This is a genomic window from Actinoplanes sp. NPDC000266, from assembly GCF_042899005.1.
In the GTDB taxonomy this organism is placed as follows: domain Bacteria; phylum Actinomycetota; class Actinomycetes; order Mycobacteriales; family Micromonosporaceae; genus Actinoplanes.
This window is the reverse complement of record NZ_JBIAZI010000005.1, coordinates 253,522-272,098: the sequence shown is the minus strand read 5'-3', so window position 1 is coordinate 272,098 and position 18,577 is coordinate 253,522. Positions and strand designations below refer to the sequence as shown.

17 protein-coding genes and 1 tRNA gene are annotated in these 18,577 nt (G+C 69.3%); 3 read left to right on the top strand and 15 right to left on the bottom strand.

Translation table 11 applies throughout. The features are described 5' to 3' along the window. Position 1 precedes the first annotated feature (1 nt). From ACFY36_RS21810 to ACFY36_RS21790, 5 genes are all read right to left on the bottom strand, one after another. The gene (locus tag ACFY36_RS21810) at positions 2 to 826 is read right to left on the bottom strand and encodes a carbohydrate ABC transporter permease (protein ID WP_499747793.1); all 825 of its coding nucleotides are present in this window, start codon (positions 824 to 826) and stop codon (positions 2 to 4) included. Then, positions 823 to 1,752, bottom strand: a complete 930-nt coding sequence (locus tag ACFY36_RS21805) for a carbohydrate ABC transporter permease (protein ID WP_499747792.1) — start codon at positions 1,750 to 1,752, stop codon at positions 823 to 825. Before ACFY36_RS21805 ends, ACFY36_RS21810 begins: the two co-directional genes overlap by 4 nt. Then, positions 1,742 to 3,076: an ABC transporter substrate-binding protein gene (locus ACFY36_RS21800; protein WP_499747791.1), complete on the bottom strand. Its 1,335-nt coding sequence runs from the start codon at positions 3,074 to 3,076 to the stop codon at positions 1,742 to 1,744. Before ACFY36_RS21800 ends, ACFY36_RS21805 begins: the two co-directional genes overlap by 11 nt. Next, a complete protein-coding gene (gene arfA, locus ACFY36_RS21795; RefSeq protein WP_499747790.1) occupies positions 3,076 to 4,518 on the bottom strand; it encodes an arabinosylfuranosidase ArfA in 1,443 nt (480 codons plus the stop codon). Before arfA ends, ACFY36_RS21800 begins: the two co-directional genes overlap by 1 nt. A 77-nt stretch (positions 4,519 to 4,595) precedes the next feature. Next, positions 4,596 to 5,597 carry a LacI family DNA-binding transcriptional regulator gene (locus ACFY36_RS21790; RefSeq protein WP_499747789.1) on the bottom strand — a complete coding sequence of 334 codons (1,002 nt, stop codon included), beginning with the start codon at positions 5,595 to 5,597 and terminating at the stop codon, positions 4,596 to 4,598. Positions 5,598 to 5,693: 96 nt separating this feature from the next. Here ACFY36_RS21790 and ACFY36_RS21785 point away from each other — a divergent pair, with 96 nt between their 5' ends. Then, positions 5,694 to 6,491, top strand: a complete 798-nt coding sequence (locus tag ACFY36_RS21785) for an ATP-binding protein (protein ID WP_499747788.1) — start codon at positions 5,694 to 5,696, stop codon at positions 6,489 to 6,491. A gap of 43 nt (positions 6,492 to 6,534) precedes the next feature. Here ACFY36_RS21785 and cysN read toward each other — a convergent pair whose 3' ends face one another. The 9 genes from cysN to ACFY36_RS21740 all read right to left on the bottom strand — a co-directional run bounded on the left by cysN (position 6,535) and on the right by ACFY36_RS21740 (position 16,227). Next, positions 6,535 to 7,833, bottom strand: a complete 1,299-nt coding sequence (gene cysN, locus ACFY36_RS21780; protein ID WP_499747787.1) for a sulfate adenylyltransferase subunit CysN — start codon at positions 7,831 to 7,833, stop codon at positions 6,535 to 6,537. After that, positions 7,833 to 8,744, bottom strand: coding sequence for a sulfate adenylyltransferase subunit CysD (cysD, locus tag ACFY36_RS21775; RefSeq protein WP_499747786.1), 912 nt, complete (start codon positions 8,742 to 8,744; stop codon positions 7,833 to 7,835). Before cysD ends, cysN begins: the two co-directional genes overlap by 1 nt. A 58-nt stretch (positions 8,745 to 8,802) precedes the next feature. Next, positions 8,803 to 9,663 carry a 3'(2'),5'-bisphosphate nucleotidase CysQ gene (locus tag ACFY36_RS21770; RefSeq protein WP_499748197.1) on the bottom strand — a complete coding sequence of 287 codons (861 nt, stop codon included), beginning with the start codon at positions 9,661 to 9,663 and terminating at the stop codon, positions 8,803 to 8,805. 49 nt (positions 9,664 to 9,712) lie between these two features. Further along, a complete protein-coding gene (locus ACFY36_RS21765) occupies positions 9,713 to 11,557 on the bottom strand; it encodes a sugar transferase (protein WP_499747785.1) in 1,845 nt (614 codons plus the stop codon). A 140-nt stretch (positions 11,558 to 11,697) separates the two neighbouring features. Beyond that, positions 11,698 to 12,285: an aminoacyl-tRNA hydrolase gene (gene pth / locus ACFY36_RS21760; RefSeq protein ID WP_097317834.1), complete on the bottom strand. Its 588-nt coding sequence runs from the start codon at positions 12,283 to 12,285 to the stop codon at positions 11,698 to 11,700. A 70-nt stretch (positions 12,286 to 12,355) separates the two neighbouring features. After that, entirely contained in the window at positions 12,356 to 12,982 is a 627-nt protein-coding gene (locus tag ACFY36_RS21755; RefSeq protein WP_499747784.1) for a 50S ribosomal protein L25/general stress protein Ctc, read from the bottom strand. Positions 12,983 to 13,280: 298 nt separating this feature from the next. Continuing rightward, the gene (locus ACFY36_RS21750) at positions 13,281 to 14,261 is read right to left on the bottom strand and encodes a ribose-phosphate diphosphokinase (protein ID WP_203768357.1); all 981 of its coding nucleotides are present in this window, start codon (positions 14,259 to 14,261) and stop codon (positions 13,281 to 13,283) included. Positions 14,262 to 14,621: 360 nt separating this feature from the next. Next, positions 14,622 to 16,082: a bifunctional UDP-N-acetylglucosamine diphosphorylase/glucosamine-1-phosphate N-acetyltransferase GlmU gene (glmU, locus tag ACFY36_RS21745; RefSeq protein ID WP_499747783.1), complete on the bottom strand. Its 1,461-nt coding sequence runs from the start codon at positions 16,080 to 16,082 to the stop codon at positions 14,622 to 14,624. 74 nt (positions 16,083 to 16,156) lie between these two features. After that, positions 16,157 to 16,227: transfer RNA gene (locus ACFY36_RS21740), tRNA-Gln, on the bottom strand. A 169-nt stretch (positions 16,228 to 16,396) separates the two neighbouring features. Here ACFY36_RS21740 and ACFY36_RS21735 point away from each other — a divergent pair. Then, positions 16,397 to 17,341, top strand: coding sequence for an acyl-CoA desaturase (locus tag ACFY36_RS21735; protein ID WP_499747782.1), 945 nt, complete (start codon positions 16,397 to 16,399; stop codon positions 17,339 to 17,341). Between the two features lie 68 nt (positions 17,342 to 17,409). Continuing rightward, positions 17,410 to 18,012 carry a TetR/AcrR family transcriptional regulator gene (locus tag ACFY36_RS21730; protein ID WP_499748196.1) on the top strand — a complete coding sequence of 201 codons (603 nt, stop codon included), beginning with the start codon at positions 17,410 to 17,412 and terminating at the stop codon, positions 18,010 to 18,012. 42 nt (positions 18,013 to 18,054) lie between these two features. On the opposite strand, the gene ACFY36_RS21725 is transcribed toward ACFY36_RS21730, so the two are convergent. After that, entirely contained in the window at positions 18,055 to 18,531 is a 477-nt protein-coding gene (locus ACFY36_RS21725) for a DUF4383 domain-containing protein (RefSeq protein WP_499747781.1), read from the bottom strand. Between the last annotated feature and the right edge of the window lie 46 nt (positions 18,532 to 18,577).

The following is an 18,577-nucleotide window of genomic DNA, read 5'->3' as shown; positions in this document are numbered from 1 at the left end:
ATCATCCTTTCAGGCCGGAGCGGGAGACACCCTCGATCACGTAGCGCTGCGCCACCATGAACAGCAGCAGCACCGGAATGCTGGCCACCAGCGCGCCCGCCATGATCACCGGGTAGTTGATCGTGTAGGCGCCCTGGAGGATCGCCAGGCCGGGCGGCAGCGTGAACTGTTCGGGGCTGAACAGCACGTAGATCGGCCAGATGAAGTCGTTCCAGTTGGTCAGGAAGCTGATCACCGCGAGGGTGGCCAGGGCCGGCTTGGACAGCGGCAGCACCACCTTCGTGAAGATCTGCCACGAGTTGGCGCCCTCGATCACCGCCGCCTCCTCCAGCTCCCGGGGCAGGCTCAGGAAGAACTGCCGCAGGAAGAAGACGCCGAACGCGCCGGCCGCACCCGGGATGATCAGCGCCCAGAGGGTGTCGAGCATGCCGAACCGGTCGACAATCAGGAAGTTCGGGATGATCAGCACGAAGCTCGGGATGAAGAGCGTCGCGATGATCATGCCGAAGATCGCCCGCTTGAAGCGGAACTCCAGCCGGGCCAGGGCGTACGCGGCCATCGAGGCCACCGCCAGCACGAGCAGGGCCTGCCCGGTCGCGGCCAGCACGCTGTTGAGGAACCATCGCAGCACCGGCGTCTGATCGTTGCCCATGAGCGTGCCGAACGCGCTCGTGGTGGGCTCCTGCGGGAACACCGTCGGCGGCACCCGGGTCGCCTCGCCCGGCGTCTTGAAGGCCGTCAGCAACATCCACACGAGCGGCGCGATGAAGACCAGACTGAGTCCGATCAGGATGGTGTACCAGGCGACAGGCTTGACGCGGCTCATGTGTCCTTCTCCCGGAACAGGCGGAACACGATCGCACTGATCAGCAGCAGGCCGACGGTCAGCAGATAGCTCATCGCGGCCGCGCTGCCCATCTTGTAGTCGGCCAGGCCGACCTGGGCGATGTACATGATCGCGGTGCGGGTCTCGGTGCCGGGCGCGCCCTGCGTGATCAGGTACGACTGCCCGAACATGTTGGCCGACACGAGGATCGTGTTGACGGTGACGAACAGCAGCACCGGGCGCAGGCCGGGCAGCGTCACGTGGCGGAACTCGGCCCATTTACCGCCGCCATCGATGCGGGCCGCCTCGTACAACTCCTTCGGAATGTCCTGGAGACCGGCCAGGTAGATCACCGCGTTGAAGCCGAGCGTCCACCAGACCGTGACGCCCACCAGCGTGACCCAGGCCCAGGGGAGGGCTGTGGTCCACGGAGCGCTGCCGGGCAGGATCGCGTTGACCACACCCAGGTTCGGGTCGAGCAGGAATCGCCAGAGCACACCGATCACCGCGACGCCGAGGACGTACGGCGCGAAGTAGACCGCCCGGAAGAAGGTGCGACCCGGGAAGCTGCGGTTGAGCATCAACGCGATGGCCAGCGGCACGGTCAGGAGCAACGGCACGCTGAGGACCGTGAAGATCCCGGTCGCCGACATGCTCTCCCAGAAGAAGCCGAAGACGGCCGAGCTCGAGTCGAACAGCGCCTTGTAGTTGTCGAGCCCCACGAACGGCTTGCCGGGCAGCAGATAGTCCCAGTCGTGCAGGCTGATCCACAGCCCGTAGACCGCCGGCGCCAGCACGAACGTCGCGAAGACCACGAAGTACGGCAGAACGAAGAGGTACGGGGTGAGCGCGCCGGTACGCCTGATCCGGCCACCGGCACGCGACTCCGTCCTCGTCTGCTCCTTGACTGCCAGGTCAGCCGCCATACTTCTTCGCGTTCTGCTCCAGGAGCTGGTTGGCCTTGGCGGCGCCGTCGGACAGCGCCTTGGCCGGCTCCTTACGTCCCAGGACAGCCTCGTTGATCGCGGTGACCACGGTGGCCATGGCCTCCGCGATACCCGGCTTCGGCGGCAGGAAGTGCAGGTCGTCGATCTGCGAGCCGATCGCCGACTGCTCCGGCAGCGCCTTGAACTCGGCGCTGTTCCGGATCTCGGCCCGGGCCGGCACCTGACCGCCCTTGGCCCACTCGATCGAGTGCTGGCTGATCCAGTTGATGAACACCTTGCCCGCGGCCAGCTTGTTGTCGTCCTTGGCCTTCTGCTTGAACTGCACGAACTGGTGCGAGCCGGCCCAGGCCGCCTTCTGCGTGCCGATCTGCGGCAGCGGCGCCACGCCCCACTGGAGGTTCTTGTCCTCCTTGAGCGTGTTGATGGTCCAGATGCCGTTCCAGTTGAACGCGTTCTTGCCGTTGCGGAAGGACACGAGGTCGGCGTCCTGGGCCACGTTCTTGGGGCTCCAGCCGTTCTTGATGTGGTCGGTCATCCAGGTCAGCGCCTGCACGCCGGGCTGCTCGGCGAAGAGCGCCTTGGTCGCCTGCTCGTCGAAGAGGTTGCCGCCGAACTGCCACAGCAGCGACTGGAACTGCATGCTGCCGGTGAACTCGAACGGCGTGACCCAGTCGCCCTGGATGCCCTTGGCCTTCATCTTGTCGAGGGCGTCGAGATATTCGTCATTGGTGGTCGGCGGCTTCGACGGGTCGAGGCCGGCCTTCTCCATGACCGTCTTGTTGTAGAAGAAGCCGAGCGGGTGCACGTCGAGCGGGATCGCGTAGCGGGTGTTGTTGTAGACGCCCGCGTTCCACACCGGCGGCGAGAAGTCCTCGGCCTTGAAGTTCAGCGCCTTGGCCAGGTCCTCCAGCGGCAGGATGACGCCGCGGGCGGCGTTGGTGGCCACGTTGTCGACGTGCATGATGCCGATGTCGGGGCCGTTGCCGGTGGCGACCGCGGCCGGCACCTTCTGGTAGTAGTCGGCCCACTGGTACGTGTTCATCGAGACCTTGATGTTCGGGTTCTCGGTGTTGAACTGGTCGACCAGCTTCTTCATGAACGGGCCGTCGCCGCCGGTGAAGCCGTTCCAGAAGGCCAGGGCCACGTTCGGACCGGTGTACGCGGTGGGCGCCGGCGCGGCGTTCTGCCCACCGCCGGTGACCTTCTCGTTCGGTCCACTGTCGCCGCACGCGCTGAGCAGGACGGCTCCGCCGGCGCCGGCGGTGAGACCGAGCAGGCCCCGTCGGGAGAATTGAAGATTCACTATGACTCCTCGGGAGTGAGGCACAGGGCGTGCCAGGAGACGGGCGGGAGGACGAGCTCGTTCCCCGGGGAGACAGCCGTCTCGCCGGTGAGCGTGAAGTGCCGCGCCAGGCGGTGCCGTGGGAAGGCGCGCAGATCGAGGTCGAGCGGCACCGGCTCGGTGCCGCGGTTGACGACGAAGACCGTGAGCGCGCCGGTCTCCTCGTCGTGGGTGGCGACGGCGTCGACCGCGGGGACCTCGCCGTAGCGGCCGGTGTCCATCGACGGTGCGGTCAGCGCGGGCCGCAGCACGGTGCCGCGGGCCAGCCGGGCGGTGTGCGCGAACGGGTGGAAGATGGTCTGCCGCCAGGCCCGGCCGCCGGGCTCGGTGCGGATCGGCGCGATGACGTTCACCAGCTGGGCCTGGCAGCCGACGGCCAGCCGGTCGGCGTGACGCAGCATGCTGATCAGCAGGTTGCCGACCACCATGGCGTCGGTGCCGTTGTAGTCGTCCTCGATCAGCGCCGGCAGCTCCTCGATCTCCCGGTCCTCGGGCTCGGTGAAGCGGCTCTGGTACCAGACGTTCCACTCGTCGAGCGAGAGCTTGATGCGCTTCGAGCGGCGCAGCTTGGCCCGTACGAAATCAGCCGTGGCCACCACGTTGTCGATGAACCCGTCAAGGTCGACGGCGGACGCCCGGAAGGTGGCCTCGTCGTACTTCTCCGGGTCGTAGTAGTTGTGGAGCGAGATGTAGTCGACCTGGTCGTAGGCCTGCTCGAGGACCGTGGCCTCCCATGAGGCGAAGGTCGGCATGCCCGAGTTGGAGCTGCCGCACGCGACCAGCTCGATGCTCGGGTCGACCCGCCTCATCGCGTGCCCGGCCCGGGCCGCCAGCTGCCCGTACTCGAGGGCGGTGAGGCTGCCGATCTGCCACGGGCCGTCCATCTCGTTGCCCAGGCACCACAGCTTCACGTCGTGCGGCCGGGCCACGCCGTGCTTGCGGCGCAGGTCGGCGGCGGCCGTGCCGTCGGGCAGGTTGCAATATTCGACGAGCTCGGCCGCGGCCTCGACGCCGCGGGTGCCGAGGTTGACCGCCATCATCGGCTCGACGCCGGCCAGGCTCGACCAGCGCATGAACTCGTTGAGGCCGAAGGCGTTGCTCTCCAGGGCCCGCCAGGCCAGGTCGAGGCGCCGGGGACGGTCGCCGCGCGGGCCGACGCCGTCCTCCCAGCGATAGCCGGAGACGAAGTTGCCGCCCGGATAGCGCACGGTGCTGACGCCGAGCTCGCGGACCAGCTCGAGCACGTCGCCGCGCAGGCCGTCGTCGTCGGCGGTGGGGTGGCCGGGTTCGAAGATGCCCGTGTAGACGCAGCGGCCCATGTGCTCCACGAAGGAGCCGAAGAGCCGGCGATCGACCGGTGCGACGGAGAAGGCGGGATCGAGGGTGAGGTGCGCCACTGCCATGCCACGTTTTTACAACGTTGCATTCATCGTTGTAAAGAGACGGCGGTAAACGTTCTGAAATCACGCCGTAACTTTGTTCAGGCGGACGTGCTCTCGCGGACCACCAGGCGGTGGTCGACGCGGAGCTCCCGCGGCGCGCCGTTCGCGGCCGCGCCGTCGGCCAGACGCTCGGCCAGCAGGTCCACGGCGAGCTGGGCGATCCGCGGGGCGTCCGGCGCGATCGTGCTCAGCGTCGGGGTGGAGAAGCGGCCGTCCTCGATGTCGTCGAAACCGATCACGGCGACGTCGCCGGGCACGTTCAGGCCACGCTCCAGCAGCGTGCGGATCGCGCCCAGGGCCAGCAGATCGTTGAAGCAGAAGACCGCGTCCGGCGGCTCGTCCCCGTCCAGCAGGCGGGCCATCGCGGCCGCGCCGTCGGCCCGGTGGAAGCTCTCCACCGGCGTCTCGATGCTCGGCAGCCCGGCCTCGGCCAGCACCGACCGATAGCCGGCCAGCCGCTGGTGGGCGGTCACGGCCGAGGGCCGGTCCTGCACGCCGATCGCGGCCACCCGCCGGCGGCCGAGCGAGGCCAGATGGCGGGTCGCGTCGGCCGCGGCCGCGGTGTTGTCGATCGCCACGTGATCGGCCGGCCCGTGCCACACCCGCTCGCCCAGTAGCACCATCGGGGTCCCGCTCTCCACCGCCAGCTCCTCGCCGGCCAGGGCGAGAGGGCTGAAGATCAGCCCGTCGATGGCGTGCCGGCGCAGCCCGGCGACCAGGTTGCGCTCGCGCTCGGCCTGCCCGTCGGTCTGGTCGACCAGGACGGTCCAGGAACGCTGCTCGGCCGCCTGCACGATCAGGCCGGCGATCTCGGCGAAGTACGGCGACTGGAGCTCGGGCACGGCCAGGGCGATCACCCCGGAACGGCCGCTGCGCAGCTGACGGGCGGCCATGTTGGGCACGTAGCCGAGCGCCTCGATGGCGGCCTGCACCCGGGCGCGCGTCGCCGGGGCCACGTGCACGTAACCGTTGACGACATTGGAGACCGTCTTGATCGACACGCCGGCCCGCGCGGCGACATCCTTGAGGCCCGGCGGCACGAATGTGGACTATACAACGTTGCAGTACTTAAGTCCGATCACCCGGCGGAGCTAAGCACCGGCTAAAGGATCTGCGTTCGCGATTACCGTGGCCGCATGTCCATGAGCGCAGCGTGTCTGCTTGCCGAGGAGCCCGTCGTGCATGTCGAGAGTGACCCCGACGCCTCGGTGGCCCTGCTGACCGTCGCCGGCCCCTGGGACCGCGCGCTGTGGCAGCGCACCACCAGCCGGCTCCAGAAGTGCCTGGCCGGGCATCCCGAGGCGATCATCGTGGACCTCTCCGGCCTGGAGGACCCCGAGGCGCGGAGCGCGCCGACCTGGATCACCGCCCGGCTCACCGCCGCGACCATGGAGCCGCCGGTCCAGCTGGCCCTCTGCGTCCCGCCCGACCTGCCGCTGGCCGACCGGCTCCAGCGTCTCGGCGCCCGCAACCACCTGCCCGTCTACGCCAAGGTCAGACAGGCCCGGGTGGCGATCGCCGGCCGGCTGCCGCTGACCGAGCGCCTGACCCTGACGCTGCGGCCCGACCCCGAGGCGCCCAGCCTGGCCCGCAACCTGGTCAGCGACGCCTGTCTGGCCTGGGATCTCCCCGACCTGCTGCACACGAGCCGGACCGTCATGTCGGAGCTGGTCACCAACGCGGTCGAGCACGCCCGCACCGAGACGACGGTGGTGGTCAGCCTGCGCGGACCCGGTCTGCACATGAACGTGGCCGATCTCTGCCCCGACCCGCCGCGTCTGATCAAGCCGGCCCGGGTACGCCGCGACCGGCCCCTCGACCAGCGCGGGCTCGGCCTGCGGCTCGTGGACGGCACGGCGACAGCGTGGGGATCGCTGCCGACCCGTACCGGAAAGGTCGTCTGGGCGACGCTGCTGCCACCACGGCGACGTTGAAACGTTCGAGGCCGCCCGGCGATGCCGGGCGGCCTCGAAAGAACTACTGGGCTTCGATGATCATTCCGGCGCCGACCGTGCGGTTGGTGCTCTCGTCGATCAGGATGAAGCCGCCGGTGGTGCGGTTGCGACGATATTCGTCGGCGAGCAGCGGCACGGTGGTGCGCAGGCGCACCCGGCCGATCTCGTTGAGCTTCAGCTCGCCGGCCGCCTCGTCCCGGTGCAGGGTGTTGACGTCCAGCCGGTACTGCAGGCCGCGCACGACGGTCCGGGCCGAGCGCGTGGTGTGCTTGATGGCGTATTTGCCGCCGACGCGCAGCGGCGCCGACTCGTCCATCCAGCAGACCATCGCCTCGATGTCCTGGGCGACCGCCGGCGCGTTGTGCGGGCGGCAGATCAGGTCGCCGCGCGAGATGTCGATCTCGTCGGCCAGCCGGACCGTGACCGACATCGGCGGGAAGGCCTCGTCGACCGGCCCGTCCGCGGTGTCGATGGCCTCGATCTTGCTGGTCAGGCCGGACGGCAGCACCATCACGTCGTCGCCCGGCTTGAGCACGCCCGAGGCGACCTGACCGGCGTAGCCGCGGTAGTCGGTGACCGTGGTCGACTGCGGGCGGATCACGTACTGCACCGGGAAGCGCACGTCGACCAGGTTGCGGTCGCTGGCGATGTGCACGTGCTCCAGGTGGTGCAGCAGCGACGGGCCGTCGTACCAGGGGCTCTTCTCCGAGCGCGACGCGATGTTGTCGCCGTTGAGCGCCGACACCGGGATGATCGTCAGGTCGGTGATCTCGAGCTTGGCCGCGAACGAGGTGAACTCGTCGGCGATCCGGTCGTAGACCGCCTTGTCCCAGTCGACCAGGTCCATCTTGTTGATGCAGAGCACTAGGTGCGGCACCCGCAGCAGCGAGGTCAGGAACGCGTGCCGGCGGGACTGCTCGACCAGGCCCTTGCGCGCGTCGACAAGGATCAGCGCCAGGTCGGCCGTGGAGGCGCCGGTGACCATGTTCCGGGTGTACTGGATGTGCCCCGGGGTGTCGGCGATGATGAACTTGCGCCGTGGCGTGGCGAAGTAGCGGTAGGCCACGTCGATGGTGATGCCCTGTTCGCGCTCGGCCCGCAGGCCGTCGGTGAGCAGCGCCAGGTTGGTGTATTCGTCACCGCGCGACGCGCTGGCCGCCTCGACGGCCTCCAGCTGGTCGGCGAAGATGGTCTTGGTGTCGTACAGAAGACGCCCGATCAGGGTGGACTTGCCGTCGTCGACGCTGCCGGCGGTGGCGAACCGCAACAGGTCCATGCGCGCCGAAGGCGCCGTCTCGTTCTCCAGGACGGCCTGGCTCATCAGAAGTAACCCTCTCGCTTGCGGTCTTCCATCGCGGCCTCGCTGACCTTGTCGTCACCGCGGGTCGCGCCACGCTCGGTGATCCGGGTCGCGGCGACCTCGTCGATCACCTTCTCCACCGTGTCGGCCTCGGACAGCACGGCCGCGGTCTGCGAGGCGTCGCCCACCGTGCGGTAGCGGACGCGGCGCACCTCGGACGTCTCGCCGTCCTTGAGCTGGATGAACTCGTTGACCGCGTAGAACATCCCGCCCCGCTCCACGACCTCACGGTCGTGCGCGTAGTAGATGCTCGGCAGCGGCACCTGCTCCTTGGCGATGTAGTGCCAGATGTCGAGCTCGGTCCAGTTGGAGAGCGGGAACACCCGGATCGACTCGCCCGGGTGGTGCCGGCCGTTGTAGAGGGCCCAGAGCTCGGGCCGCTGGTTCTTCGGGTCCCACTGGCCGAACTCGTCGCGGAAGCTGAACATCCGCTCCTTGGCGCGTGCCTTCTCCTCGTCGCGGCGGGCGCCGCCGAAGAGGGCGTCGAAGCGGTATTTCTCGACCGCGGCCAGCAGCACCGGGGTCTGGATGCGGTTGCGCGTGCCGTCGGGCAGCTCGCGCACCAGGCCGGTGTCGATCGCCTCCTGGACGCTGGCCACGACCAGGTTGAGGCCGAGGGTGGCGACCCGGGTGTCGCGGTAGTCGAGCACCTCGGGGAAGTTGTGGCCCGTGTCGACGTGCATGACGGGGAAGGGGATGCGGGCCGGGGCGAAGGCCTTCTCGGCCAGCCGCAGCATGACGATCGAGTCCTTGCCCCCGGAGAACAGCAGGACGGGACGCTCGAACTCGGCCATGACCTCGCGCATGACGAAGATGGCCTCGGCTTCGAGGGCATCGAGATGCGAGACGCGGTACGGCTTTGTCTGGCTCATCGGTGGGTTCCAGACCTTTCCGGCTTTTCGGCGCTGTTGTGTTACCTAGGGGGAACCGTCATTTTGACGGAAGGTGACGCTGCAACGCTGCAAGTAACCGAGGAGCGAGATCCTTACGGCACACCACCAGGTCCGGCAACTTAGGGTCGGCCTCGTTGTATCTCAGCGTAGAACCGTCGATACGGGAAGCGTGCAGGCCCGTGGCCAGCGCCACAGCGACCGGCGCGGCCGAGTCCCACTCGTACTGGCCGCCCGCGTGGACGTACGCGTCGGCGTCGCCGTTGATCACCGCCGCGATCTTCACGCCGGCCGAGCCCATCGGCACCAGCTCGGCCCCGAGCTCCTCGGCCAGTGTCGTGACAAAGGCCGGCGGACGGGTGCGGCTGGCCGCGATCCGGATCGGCCCGCCCGTGGCCGACTCCAGCGGCAGCGGCGGATAGGCCGGCGGATGGTCGGTGGCGATCGTCCGGTGCTGCGCGGGCATCGCGACCGCGCCCGCGGCCAGGCAGGACGGGCTGCCGCAGTCGGCCGTCCAGAGGGCCACGTGCACGGCCCAGTCGGACCGCCCCTCCTCGGAGAACTCCCGGGTGCCGTCGAGCGGGTCGACGATCCAGACCCGGCCCGCGTTCAGCCGCTCCGGGCGCACGCTGCCCGGCTCGCCGTCGCGCCACGCCGCGCGGGCGTGGTCGTCCTCCTCGGACAGCACCGCGTCGGCCGGGCGCCACCGCGCCAGCTCGGCCTTCATCAGGTCGTGCGCGGCCTTGTCACCGGCCGCCTTGAGGGCGGCGCCGTCGCCGTGCCCCATCTCCGCACGCACCTGGAGCAGCGCCTGGCCGGCCCGGTCGGCCAGCCAGCGGGCGAAGGCGCCGTCGGTCACCGGCGCGTGGCCGGAGTCCGTGCTCTCCCGTTGCGAGGTCATGCGCGCCGACGTCTCTGTCCGCTCGCCCACAGTTCGTCTCCCCAAGATTTCAGTACGCTCCAGATGACCGCACCACCGCCGTCATCGTGCGCAACAGGATGACCAGGTCCAAACTCAGCGACCAGTTCTCCACATAGCGCAGGTCCAGCCGGACCGCTTCCTCCCACGGTAGATCCGAACGTCCGGATACTTGCCACAGGCCCGTCATGCCCGGCTTGACGGCGAGCCGGCGCCGCACGTCGTCGGCGTACGCCGCGACCTCGGCCGGCAGCGGCGGGCGCGGGCCCACCAGCGACATCTGCCCCAGCACCACGTTGAGCAGCTGCGGCAGCTCGTCCAGGGAGAACCGGCGCAGATATCGCCCGACCGGGGTGACCCGCGGATCGTCCCGGATCTTGAAGAGCACACCGTCGTGCTCGTTGAGATGCCTCAGCTCGGCCAGGCGGGCCTCGGCATCGACATACATGCTGCGGAACTTGTAGATGCGGAAGTGACTGCCGTCACGACCCACCCGCACCTGACGAAAGAGTACCGGCCCGCGCGAGGTGACCCGCACACACAGTGCGACGCCCAGCAGCAGCGGGCCGAAGATCACGAGCAGGGCCAGCGCCCCGAGCCGGTCGACCGCCTCCTTGACGAGCCTCGATCCGCCGTGCAGCCGCGGATGCTCGACGTGCAGCATCGGCAGCCCGTCGAAGGGCCGGATCGTGGTGCGGGCGCCGGCCACGTCGACCAGCGCGCTGGCCACCACCAGGTCGACCTCGTCCCGCTCGAGCCGCCAGGCCAGCCGGCGCAGCTGCTCGCCGTCGAGCTCGGGGCAGCTCAGCACCACGACGGTGTCGGCGTCGGCCTGCTCGACCGCGCCGGCCACATCGTCGAAGGTGCCGTACACGACGAAGCCGCTGACCCCGGCGCCGTCGTGGCCCGGCGGCAGGCAGGCACCGACCACCTCGAGCCCGTGGTAGCGCTCCCGCCGCAACTGCCGGGCCATGCCGATGATCGACAGCTCGTGCCCGACCAGAATCACCCGGCGCAGGTTCTCGCCCCGGGCCCGGGCCAGGTGCAGCCGCTTGCGCAAGGCGAAGCGCAGCACCGCCGACGCGACGATCGCCGTGGGCAGGGCGGCCAGGACATAACTTCGGGCCAGATCGAGATCGAGGGCGTACGACACCAGGGCCGCACCCGCGATCAGCCCGACCCCACCGCGGAGCACGCGCTGATATTCGTCGGTGCCGACGAACAGATAGCGCCGCTCGTACGCCCGCGAGACCGCCAGCACGACGAGCAGCAGCACCGGCAGCAGGGCCGAGAGCAGGATGTAGCCGCGGTTGTAGGTGGTGACCTCGTCACCGAAGCGCAGGGCGAAGGCGGTGGCGCCGGCCGCGGTGCCGGCCACCAGGTCGCACAGCACCAGCGAGCGGACGTAGCTGCGCTCCCAGCGCTGCCGCCGCGACATGGCCGCGTGCCGCCCGCGCATCCGGATGAACGGCCGGGCCTGCGGTCGCACCGCCGCCGAGCGGTTGCGCCGCTGCGACCAGTGCCGATCGACCGCGTGGTTGCGCGCGGGATCAGCCGCTTCCGTCCCCGCCCGCGGCGGCGCGTTGTCCGGCTTCCCGCCACCCGCGCCGCCCTTGACCGGGCCGCTGTGGGTCCGCTCCTCGCTCGATCGCGAGCCGGCGCCGGCCGGGGGCGGGCTCAGCGGCACGACCGGGGCCGGGATTCTCGAGTTCCGCGCGACGGCCTTCTTCGGGCCCTGGTTGGCCGGCGGGTGGTTGGCCCAGCCGTACCCCTCGGGAGGCTCGTGGCCGTGCTCCTCCGGCCGCCCGATCTCCGGAAGCAGAACTGTCGGCTCGGTCAGCACCGACTCTCGCGGCGCGGACAGGTCCTGCCGCATACCGAACCTCCCCCGTACGCCGGTCAAAACGCACCGAACCGGTGCGTACGTGTGACCAACGGACGGACGGTCGAACGCGTCACGGGATCGAGAGACGGACAAAACCGCCCAAATGATCTATCCGTTCGAGCCCCGTGAGATCAACCGCCGTGGTATTTGTTCTGCGCCCACTCGACACCCTCGAGCACGATCGCCTCCACCACGTCGGCCGCCCGGTCGATGAGGAAGTCCAGCTCCTTGCGTTCCACGCCGGAGAAGTCGGAGAGCACGTAGTCCGCCGGATCCTGCCGCCCGGGCGGACGGCCGACCCCGAAACGGACCCGGGCGTACTCCTTGCTCGACAGCGACTTCGACATCGAACGCAGTCCGTTGTGGCCACCCTCACCACCGCCACGCTTAGCCCGTACCTGACCGAAAGGCACATCAAGCTCATCGTGCACGGCGATCACGTTCGACACCGGCACTTTGAAGAACTGGGCCAGCGAGACGACCGCGTTGCCGGACAGGTTCATGAAGGTCAGCGGCTTCACCAGTACGAGCTTGGGCCCACCGAAACCGAGACGCCCTTCCGCCACCTCGCCGTGGGCGCGCTTGGACCGGCCGAACTTGGCGCCCACCCGGGACGCCAGCAGATCGGCCACCATGAAGCCCACGTTGTGCCGGTTCCCGGCGTACTCCTTACCGGGGTTGCCCAGCCCAACGACCAGCCACGGCGCGTCCTCAGTCACAAGTTCCTCCACAAACGCGTATCGGGGAAAGTGCCCAGTGGCACTTTCCCCGATCACAGCCCGATCCTTGTTACTCCGCGGCGGGAGCCTCTTCGCCCTCGGCCGGCGCCTCGGCGCCCTCGGCCGACTCGCCCTCGAGCTGCTCGGCCGTCTGCGCCTGCGAGACGATCGCCAGCACGAAGTCGGGCTCGACGGCCAGCTCGACGCCGCTCGGCAGCGTCACGTCGCCGGCGGTGATCTGCGCGCCCGCCTCGAGGCCCTCGATCGAGACGTCGAGGCCGCTCGGCAGGTGCAGCGCGTCGGCCACGACGGCCAGGGTGTTGGACTCGTGCACGACGAGCGTGTTGCGGGCGGCCTCGCCGGTCAGGTTGACCGGGACGTCGACCTGGACCTTCTCGCCGCGCTTGACGATGATCAGGTCCACGTGCTCGTACGTGTCCTTGATCGGGTCACGCTGGATCGCCTTGGGCAGGGCGAGCGTCGCGGCGGACGCGCCCTGGATGTCGATCGTGAAAACCTGGTTGAGACCGCCGTGCCGGATCGCGGCGGCGAACTCACGGGCCGGCAGCGCGATGTGCTGCGGCTTCTCGCCGTGGCCGTAAAGCACGGCGGGCACCAAACCGGCCCGGCGCGTGCGGCGGGCACCACCCTTGCCGAACTCGGTGCGGGGCTCGGCGCTGATCTTTACCTCGGACACGGGGAAACTCCTGAAACTCTTCGATCGGGCTGCGTCTAAGTCGGCGGGCTGCGGCAGTGCTGATCGGCCACCGGAAGGTGCTGGAGGCCGTCGTCGGCGCTGCCGGGCAAGGGGGCGCGCTGGGCACAGGCCCGGAGCACCGCGTCGATCACGGTGCCCCCGAAATGGCTGCGAACCTCAGCAGACCGCGGGGCACCCTCGCCGTGGCAACCGCACTATCTTACCCACAGCCTGAGCGCACTCCTCAGCGGGTCCGGTCCGCTGCGGCAGTCCGCGCAAACTTCACCCGGTAGAGGTTTCAGCTGAGACCACCGAAGAGCGTGGTCACGGAGCCGTCGTCGAAGACTTCACGGATCGCCCGGGCCAGCAGCGGGGCGATGGACAACACAGTGATCTTGTCGAGCCGCTTCTCCGGGGGCAGCGGCAGTGTGTTCGTCACCACGAGCTCGCTGATCCGGCTGTTCTTGAGCCGCTCGGTGGCCGGATCGGAGAGCAGCGCGTGGGTCGAGGCCACGATCACATCGGCCGCGCCCTCGTCCCAGAGGATGTCGGCCGCCTTGGTGATCGTGCCGCCGGTGTCGATCATGTCGTCGACGATCAGGCAGACCCGGCCCTCGACCTCGCCGACCACGCGGTTGGCCACGACCTGGTTGGGCTTGAGCGGGTCACGGGTCTTGTGGATGAAGGCCAGCGGGCAGCCGCCCAGCCGGTCGGTCCACCGCTCGGCCACGCGCACCCGGCCCGAGTCGGGCGCGACCACGGTCATCGGCCGGCCCGCGTACTTCTTCTGCACGTGCTCGGCCAGGATGTCCATCGCGAACAGGTGGTCGACCGGCCCGTCGAAGAAGCCCTGGATCTGCGCGGTGTGCAGGTCGACGGTGAGGATCCGGTTGGCGCCGGCGGTCTTCAGCAGGTCGGCGACCAGGCGGGCCGAGATCGGCTCGCGGCCGCGGTGCTTCTTGTCCTGCCGCGAGTACGGATAGAACGGCAGGACCACGGTGATGCGCTTGGCCGATCCGCGCTTCAGCGCGTCGATCATGATCAGGGTCTCCATGACCCATCGGTTGACGCCCTCGGTCACCGACTGCACGACGAACGCGTCCGAGCCACGGACCGAGTCCTTGAACCGGACGAAGATCTCACCGTTGGCGAACTCGTACGAGTCGGCCGGGGTCGGCGCGACGCCGAGCACTTGGCCGATCTCGTCCGCCAGCTCCGGGAAACCACGTCCGGAGAAAAGCATCAGACTCTTACGGTTCTCCGCGACGATGCTGCCCATCGGCTCGCTACTCCCGTTGGATCGAGGGGGTGGGGATGTGATCGAGTGAAGTATCCCCCGAGGCCACCGAAGCGCCACGTTACGCGGGCACCGGGTGGGATGCCTCACCCCCAGCGGATCACTCCTGGTCAGAACGGGTTCACCCGGCCGCTACCGCACCACCGAGCGCACCTGGATCATCACCGTTCGAGCGCGCCGGCAGGCCCTGATGTCGGATAGCCGCCACCGGCGGGTGTACCCCCAGCTTCCCGCAGTTACCGCACGGCCGCACGGCGTTCGCTTTTTGCACAGGAACCGCCCGGACTTTGCACAGCGACGGCCCAGGCGGATGCCGCCCGGGCCGTACACCTCAATCGTCTTTCACTCCGATTCGGAGATCTCACCCTCGGGGGCCTTGGCCTCCTGGAAGCGCTCGGCCGCCGCGGCCGACACCGTGCCGGCCCGGCGGCGGGCCACCCAGCCCTCCACGTTGCGCTGCGGCGCCCGGGTCACGGCCAGAGCGCCCGCGGGGACCGTGCCCGAGATCGCGCTGCCGGCCGCCACGTACGCGCCCGGCTCGATCGTGGCCGGCGCGATCAGCACGGTGTCGGAGCCGACGAACGCGGCCTCGCCCACGGTCGTGTGGTTCTTGTTGACGCCGTCGTAGTTGGCGAAGATCGTGCCGGCGCCGATGTTGGACTTGGCGCCGATCGTGGCATCGCCCACATACGACAGGTGCGGCACCTTGGCGCCGTCGCCCAGCTCGGCGTTCTTGGTCTCGACGAAGCCGCCGACCTTGGCCTTGCGGCCGAGCTTGGTGCCCGGGCGCAGGAACGAGAACGGGCCGACCGTGGCCTCGTCGCCGATCTGGGCGCCGATCGAGTGGGTGCGCAGGACCACCGCGCCGGCGCCGACGGTCGTGTCGATCAGCGTCGTGTCGGGACCCACGATGGCACCACCGGCCACACTGGTCGCGCCGATCAGCTGCGAGTTCTGGTCGATCTCGGCGTCCGGCTCGAGCGTCACGGTCACGTCGATCCACGTGGTCGACGGGTCGAGAATCGACACCCCGCGGCGCATCCAGGCCTCGTTCACCCGGTCGCGCAGCAGCGCGCGCAGCTTGGCCAGCTCGGCCCGGTCGTTGCAGCCCAGCGTCTCCTGAGCGTCCGGCGCCACGAAGACGCCGACCGGGTCGCCGGCCGAGGCGAGCAGGCCGAAGACGTCGGTGAGGTATTCCTCGCCCTGGTCGTTGTCGGTGGACAGCTTGGAGAGCGCCTCACGCAGCGACGCCACGTCGAACGCGTAGATGCCCGCGTTGATCTCGCGGATCGCCTTGACGTCGGCCGACGCGTCGCGCTCCTCGACGATGCGCTCGAGGTTGCCGGCGGCGTCGCGCACGATGCGGCCCAGGCCGGCCGGGTCGGGCACCTCGGCCGCCAGCACGGTGGCGCCGCGCCGGCCGGCCTCGTGGGCCGCGATCAGGTCGGACACGGTCTCGGGGCGCAGCAGCGGCACGTCGCCGTTGAGCACCACGACCGTGCCGGTGGCGTCGGGCACGGCCTCGAGCGCGATGCGCACCGCGTGGCCGGTGCCGTTCTGCTCGGCCTGAAGCACCGGGACGGCGGTCGGGGCGATCTCGGTGAGGTGTGTCTTGACCTGGTCGGCCTTGTGGCCGACGACCACGATCACCTGCTCGGCGCCGGCCGGCTCGGCGGCGGCCAGCACGTGACCGACCAGGGTGCGGCCCAGCAGCGGGTGCAGGACCTTGGGCGTCGCGGACTTCATCCGCTTGCCTTCACCGGCGGCGAGAACGACGACGGTACGACGAGGGGACTGGCTCACGCGGTACTCCATTGCTCGCAGTAGAGAGATTGACGCGGAGGGGCGGCGACACACACAGCCGCGCGGACAGACTGCTCCCGGAAGAGGATTCGAACCCCTATAAACGGCACCAAAAGCCGCGGTCCTACCATTAGACGATCCGGGACCATTCGGACTTTTCCCGTTCGGGATCCATCCACCGGTCACATCTTAGCGGCACGCCCGCCATGCTCACCGGCCGCAATCCCGACAGTGGGATCTCCCAAAGCTACGGGCACGTAAGTTACGGTGACGTAGCCGTAAGTAGTTGATCTCCCCCGGATCAGTGAGGTGTCATGACATCCACGGCCGAGAAGTCCGCCCCCAAACCCCTCACCGACGGCCCGCAGTCGCGCGGCATCCTCATCGCCCTCTACGGATTCGTCGTCATCCCCTTCCTGGCCGTCCTCGCGGCCGTGCCGGTCGCCTGGGGCGGCTGGCTCGCCTGGTCCGACGTCGCGATCGGCGCCGTGTTCTACCTGATCTCCGGCCTGGGCATCACGGTCGGCTTCCACCGCTACTTCACGCACGGCTCGTTCAAGGCCAAGCGCTGGCTGCGGGTCGCGCTCGGGCTGGCCGGCTCACTGGCCATCGAGGGCAACATCATCCAGTGGGTGGCCGACCACCGCCGGCACCACATGTTCAGCGACCAGGAGGGTGATCCGCACTCGCCGTGGCGCTACGGCACCGGATACTGGGCCCTGACCAAGGGCCTGTTCTTCGCCCACATGGGCTGGATGTTCAGCCGCCAGCTGTCGAACCGGGAACGGTTCGCCCCCGACCTGCTGGCCGACAAGGACATCAACCGGATCGACCGGTTCTTCCCGGCCGTCGTGATCTTCTCGACGCTCGGCCCGGCGCTGATCGGCGGCCTGGTGACCTGGTCGTGGCAGGGTGCGCTGACCGCCTTCTTCTGGGCCGGCGTGGTGCGTGTCGGCCTGCTCCACCACATCACCTGGTCGATCAACTCGGTGTGCCACGTCTACGGCGAGCGCCCGTTCGAGGTGCGCAACGGCGACAAGGCGGCCAACTTCTGGCCGCTGGCGATCGTGTCGCTCGGCGAGAGCTGGCACAACCTGCACCACGCCGACCCGACCTGCGCGCGGCACGGCGTGCTGCGCGGTCAGATCGACATCTCGGCCCGGTTCATCTGGCTCCTCGAGCGCGCCGGCGCGGCGTACAACGTGAAGTGGCCCAGCCCTGAACGGCTGGCCGCCAAGGCTGTCAAGATGGCCGGGTGACGGATCCCATCGACGACGAGCGCCCCCGCACCCGCCGCCAGCGGCCGCCCGCGGCCCCCCGGGTTCGCATGTCGGCCGCGCAGCGGCGGGAGCAGCTGATCTCGATCGGCCGCCAACTGTTCGCCGAGCGCGGCTTCGACGCGACCAGTGTGGAGGAGGTCGCGGCCCGGGCCAAGGTCTCCAAGCCGGTGGTCTACGAGCATTTCGGCGGCAAGGAAGGGCTGCACGCGGTGGTCGTCGACCGTGAGGTGCGCTCGATGCTCGACCGGATCGCCAGCGCGTTGACCGCGGGGCACCCCCGTGAGCTGCTGGAACAGGCGGCGCTGGCCCTGCTCGACTACATCGAGGACGAGCCGCACGGCTTTCAGGTGCTGGTGCGCGAGTCGCCGGTGCTGTCCCCGGCCGGCAACTTCTCCAGCGTGATGAACGACGTGGCCCACCAGGTTGAGCACATCCTGGGCGACGAGTTCCGCCGCCGCGGTCTCGACCCGAAATTCGCCGAGCTGTACTCGCAGGCCCTGGTCGGCATGGTCGCGCTGGTCGGCCAATGGTGGCGCGAGGCCCGCAAGCCCAAGAAGGAGATGGTCGCGGCCCACCTGGTCAACCTGGCCTGGAACGGCCTGTCCAACCTCGAGCCGAAACCGACCCTGATCACCCGCAAGGTGAAATAGAAAAGGCCCGCCGTTCAGGCGGGCCTTTCCGGTTCGCTGAGATCAGGCCGTGCGGCCCTCGCGCACCTGGCGCGGGGCGCCGGCCTTGCTCGGCTCGGCGACCTTGCTGTAGAGGCCGGCCGTGATGAGGATGATGCCCGCGAGGTAGGTGACCACGACCGTGGACACCGTGAACCCGAGGAAGTTGGCGTCGGTGCGGCTGGCCGCGAGCTCGTAGCTGCCGAAGACCAGCAGCGCCCACCCGACGTACTTGTACGCCTCGACGTCGAGGTTGCGGCCGATGACGGCGGCGCCGAGCACGATCGCGCCCAGCACCAGCGAGATGATCGACCACAGCAGGTTGCTGCCCTGGCCGAGGACCCGCTCGCCGTTGTCACCGGTGAAGCTCTCGCCGGAGGTCTGGATGAAGCCGACGATGGCGAACACGATGAGGTAGGCGCCGACCAGGAGGCCGAGCGCGCGGTACAGCGGCCGCAGCGGGTGGTTTACCGGGGTGTGCGCCATGGTGTCCGTCTCCAAGGTCAGGTGTTGTACACGCCGATTCTCGCGTATCCCGGTCAAGCGG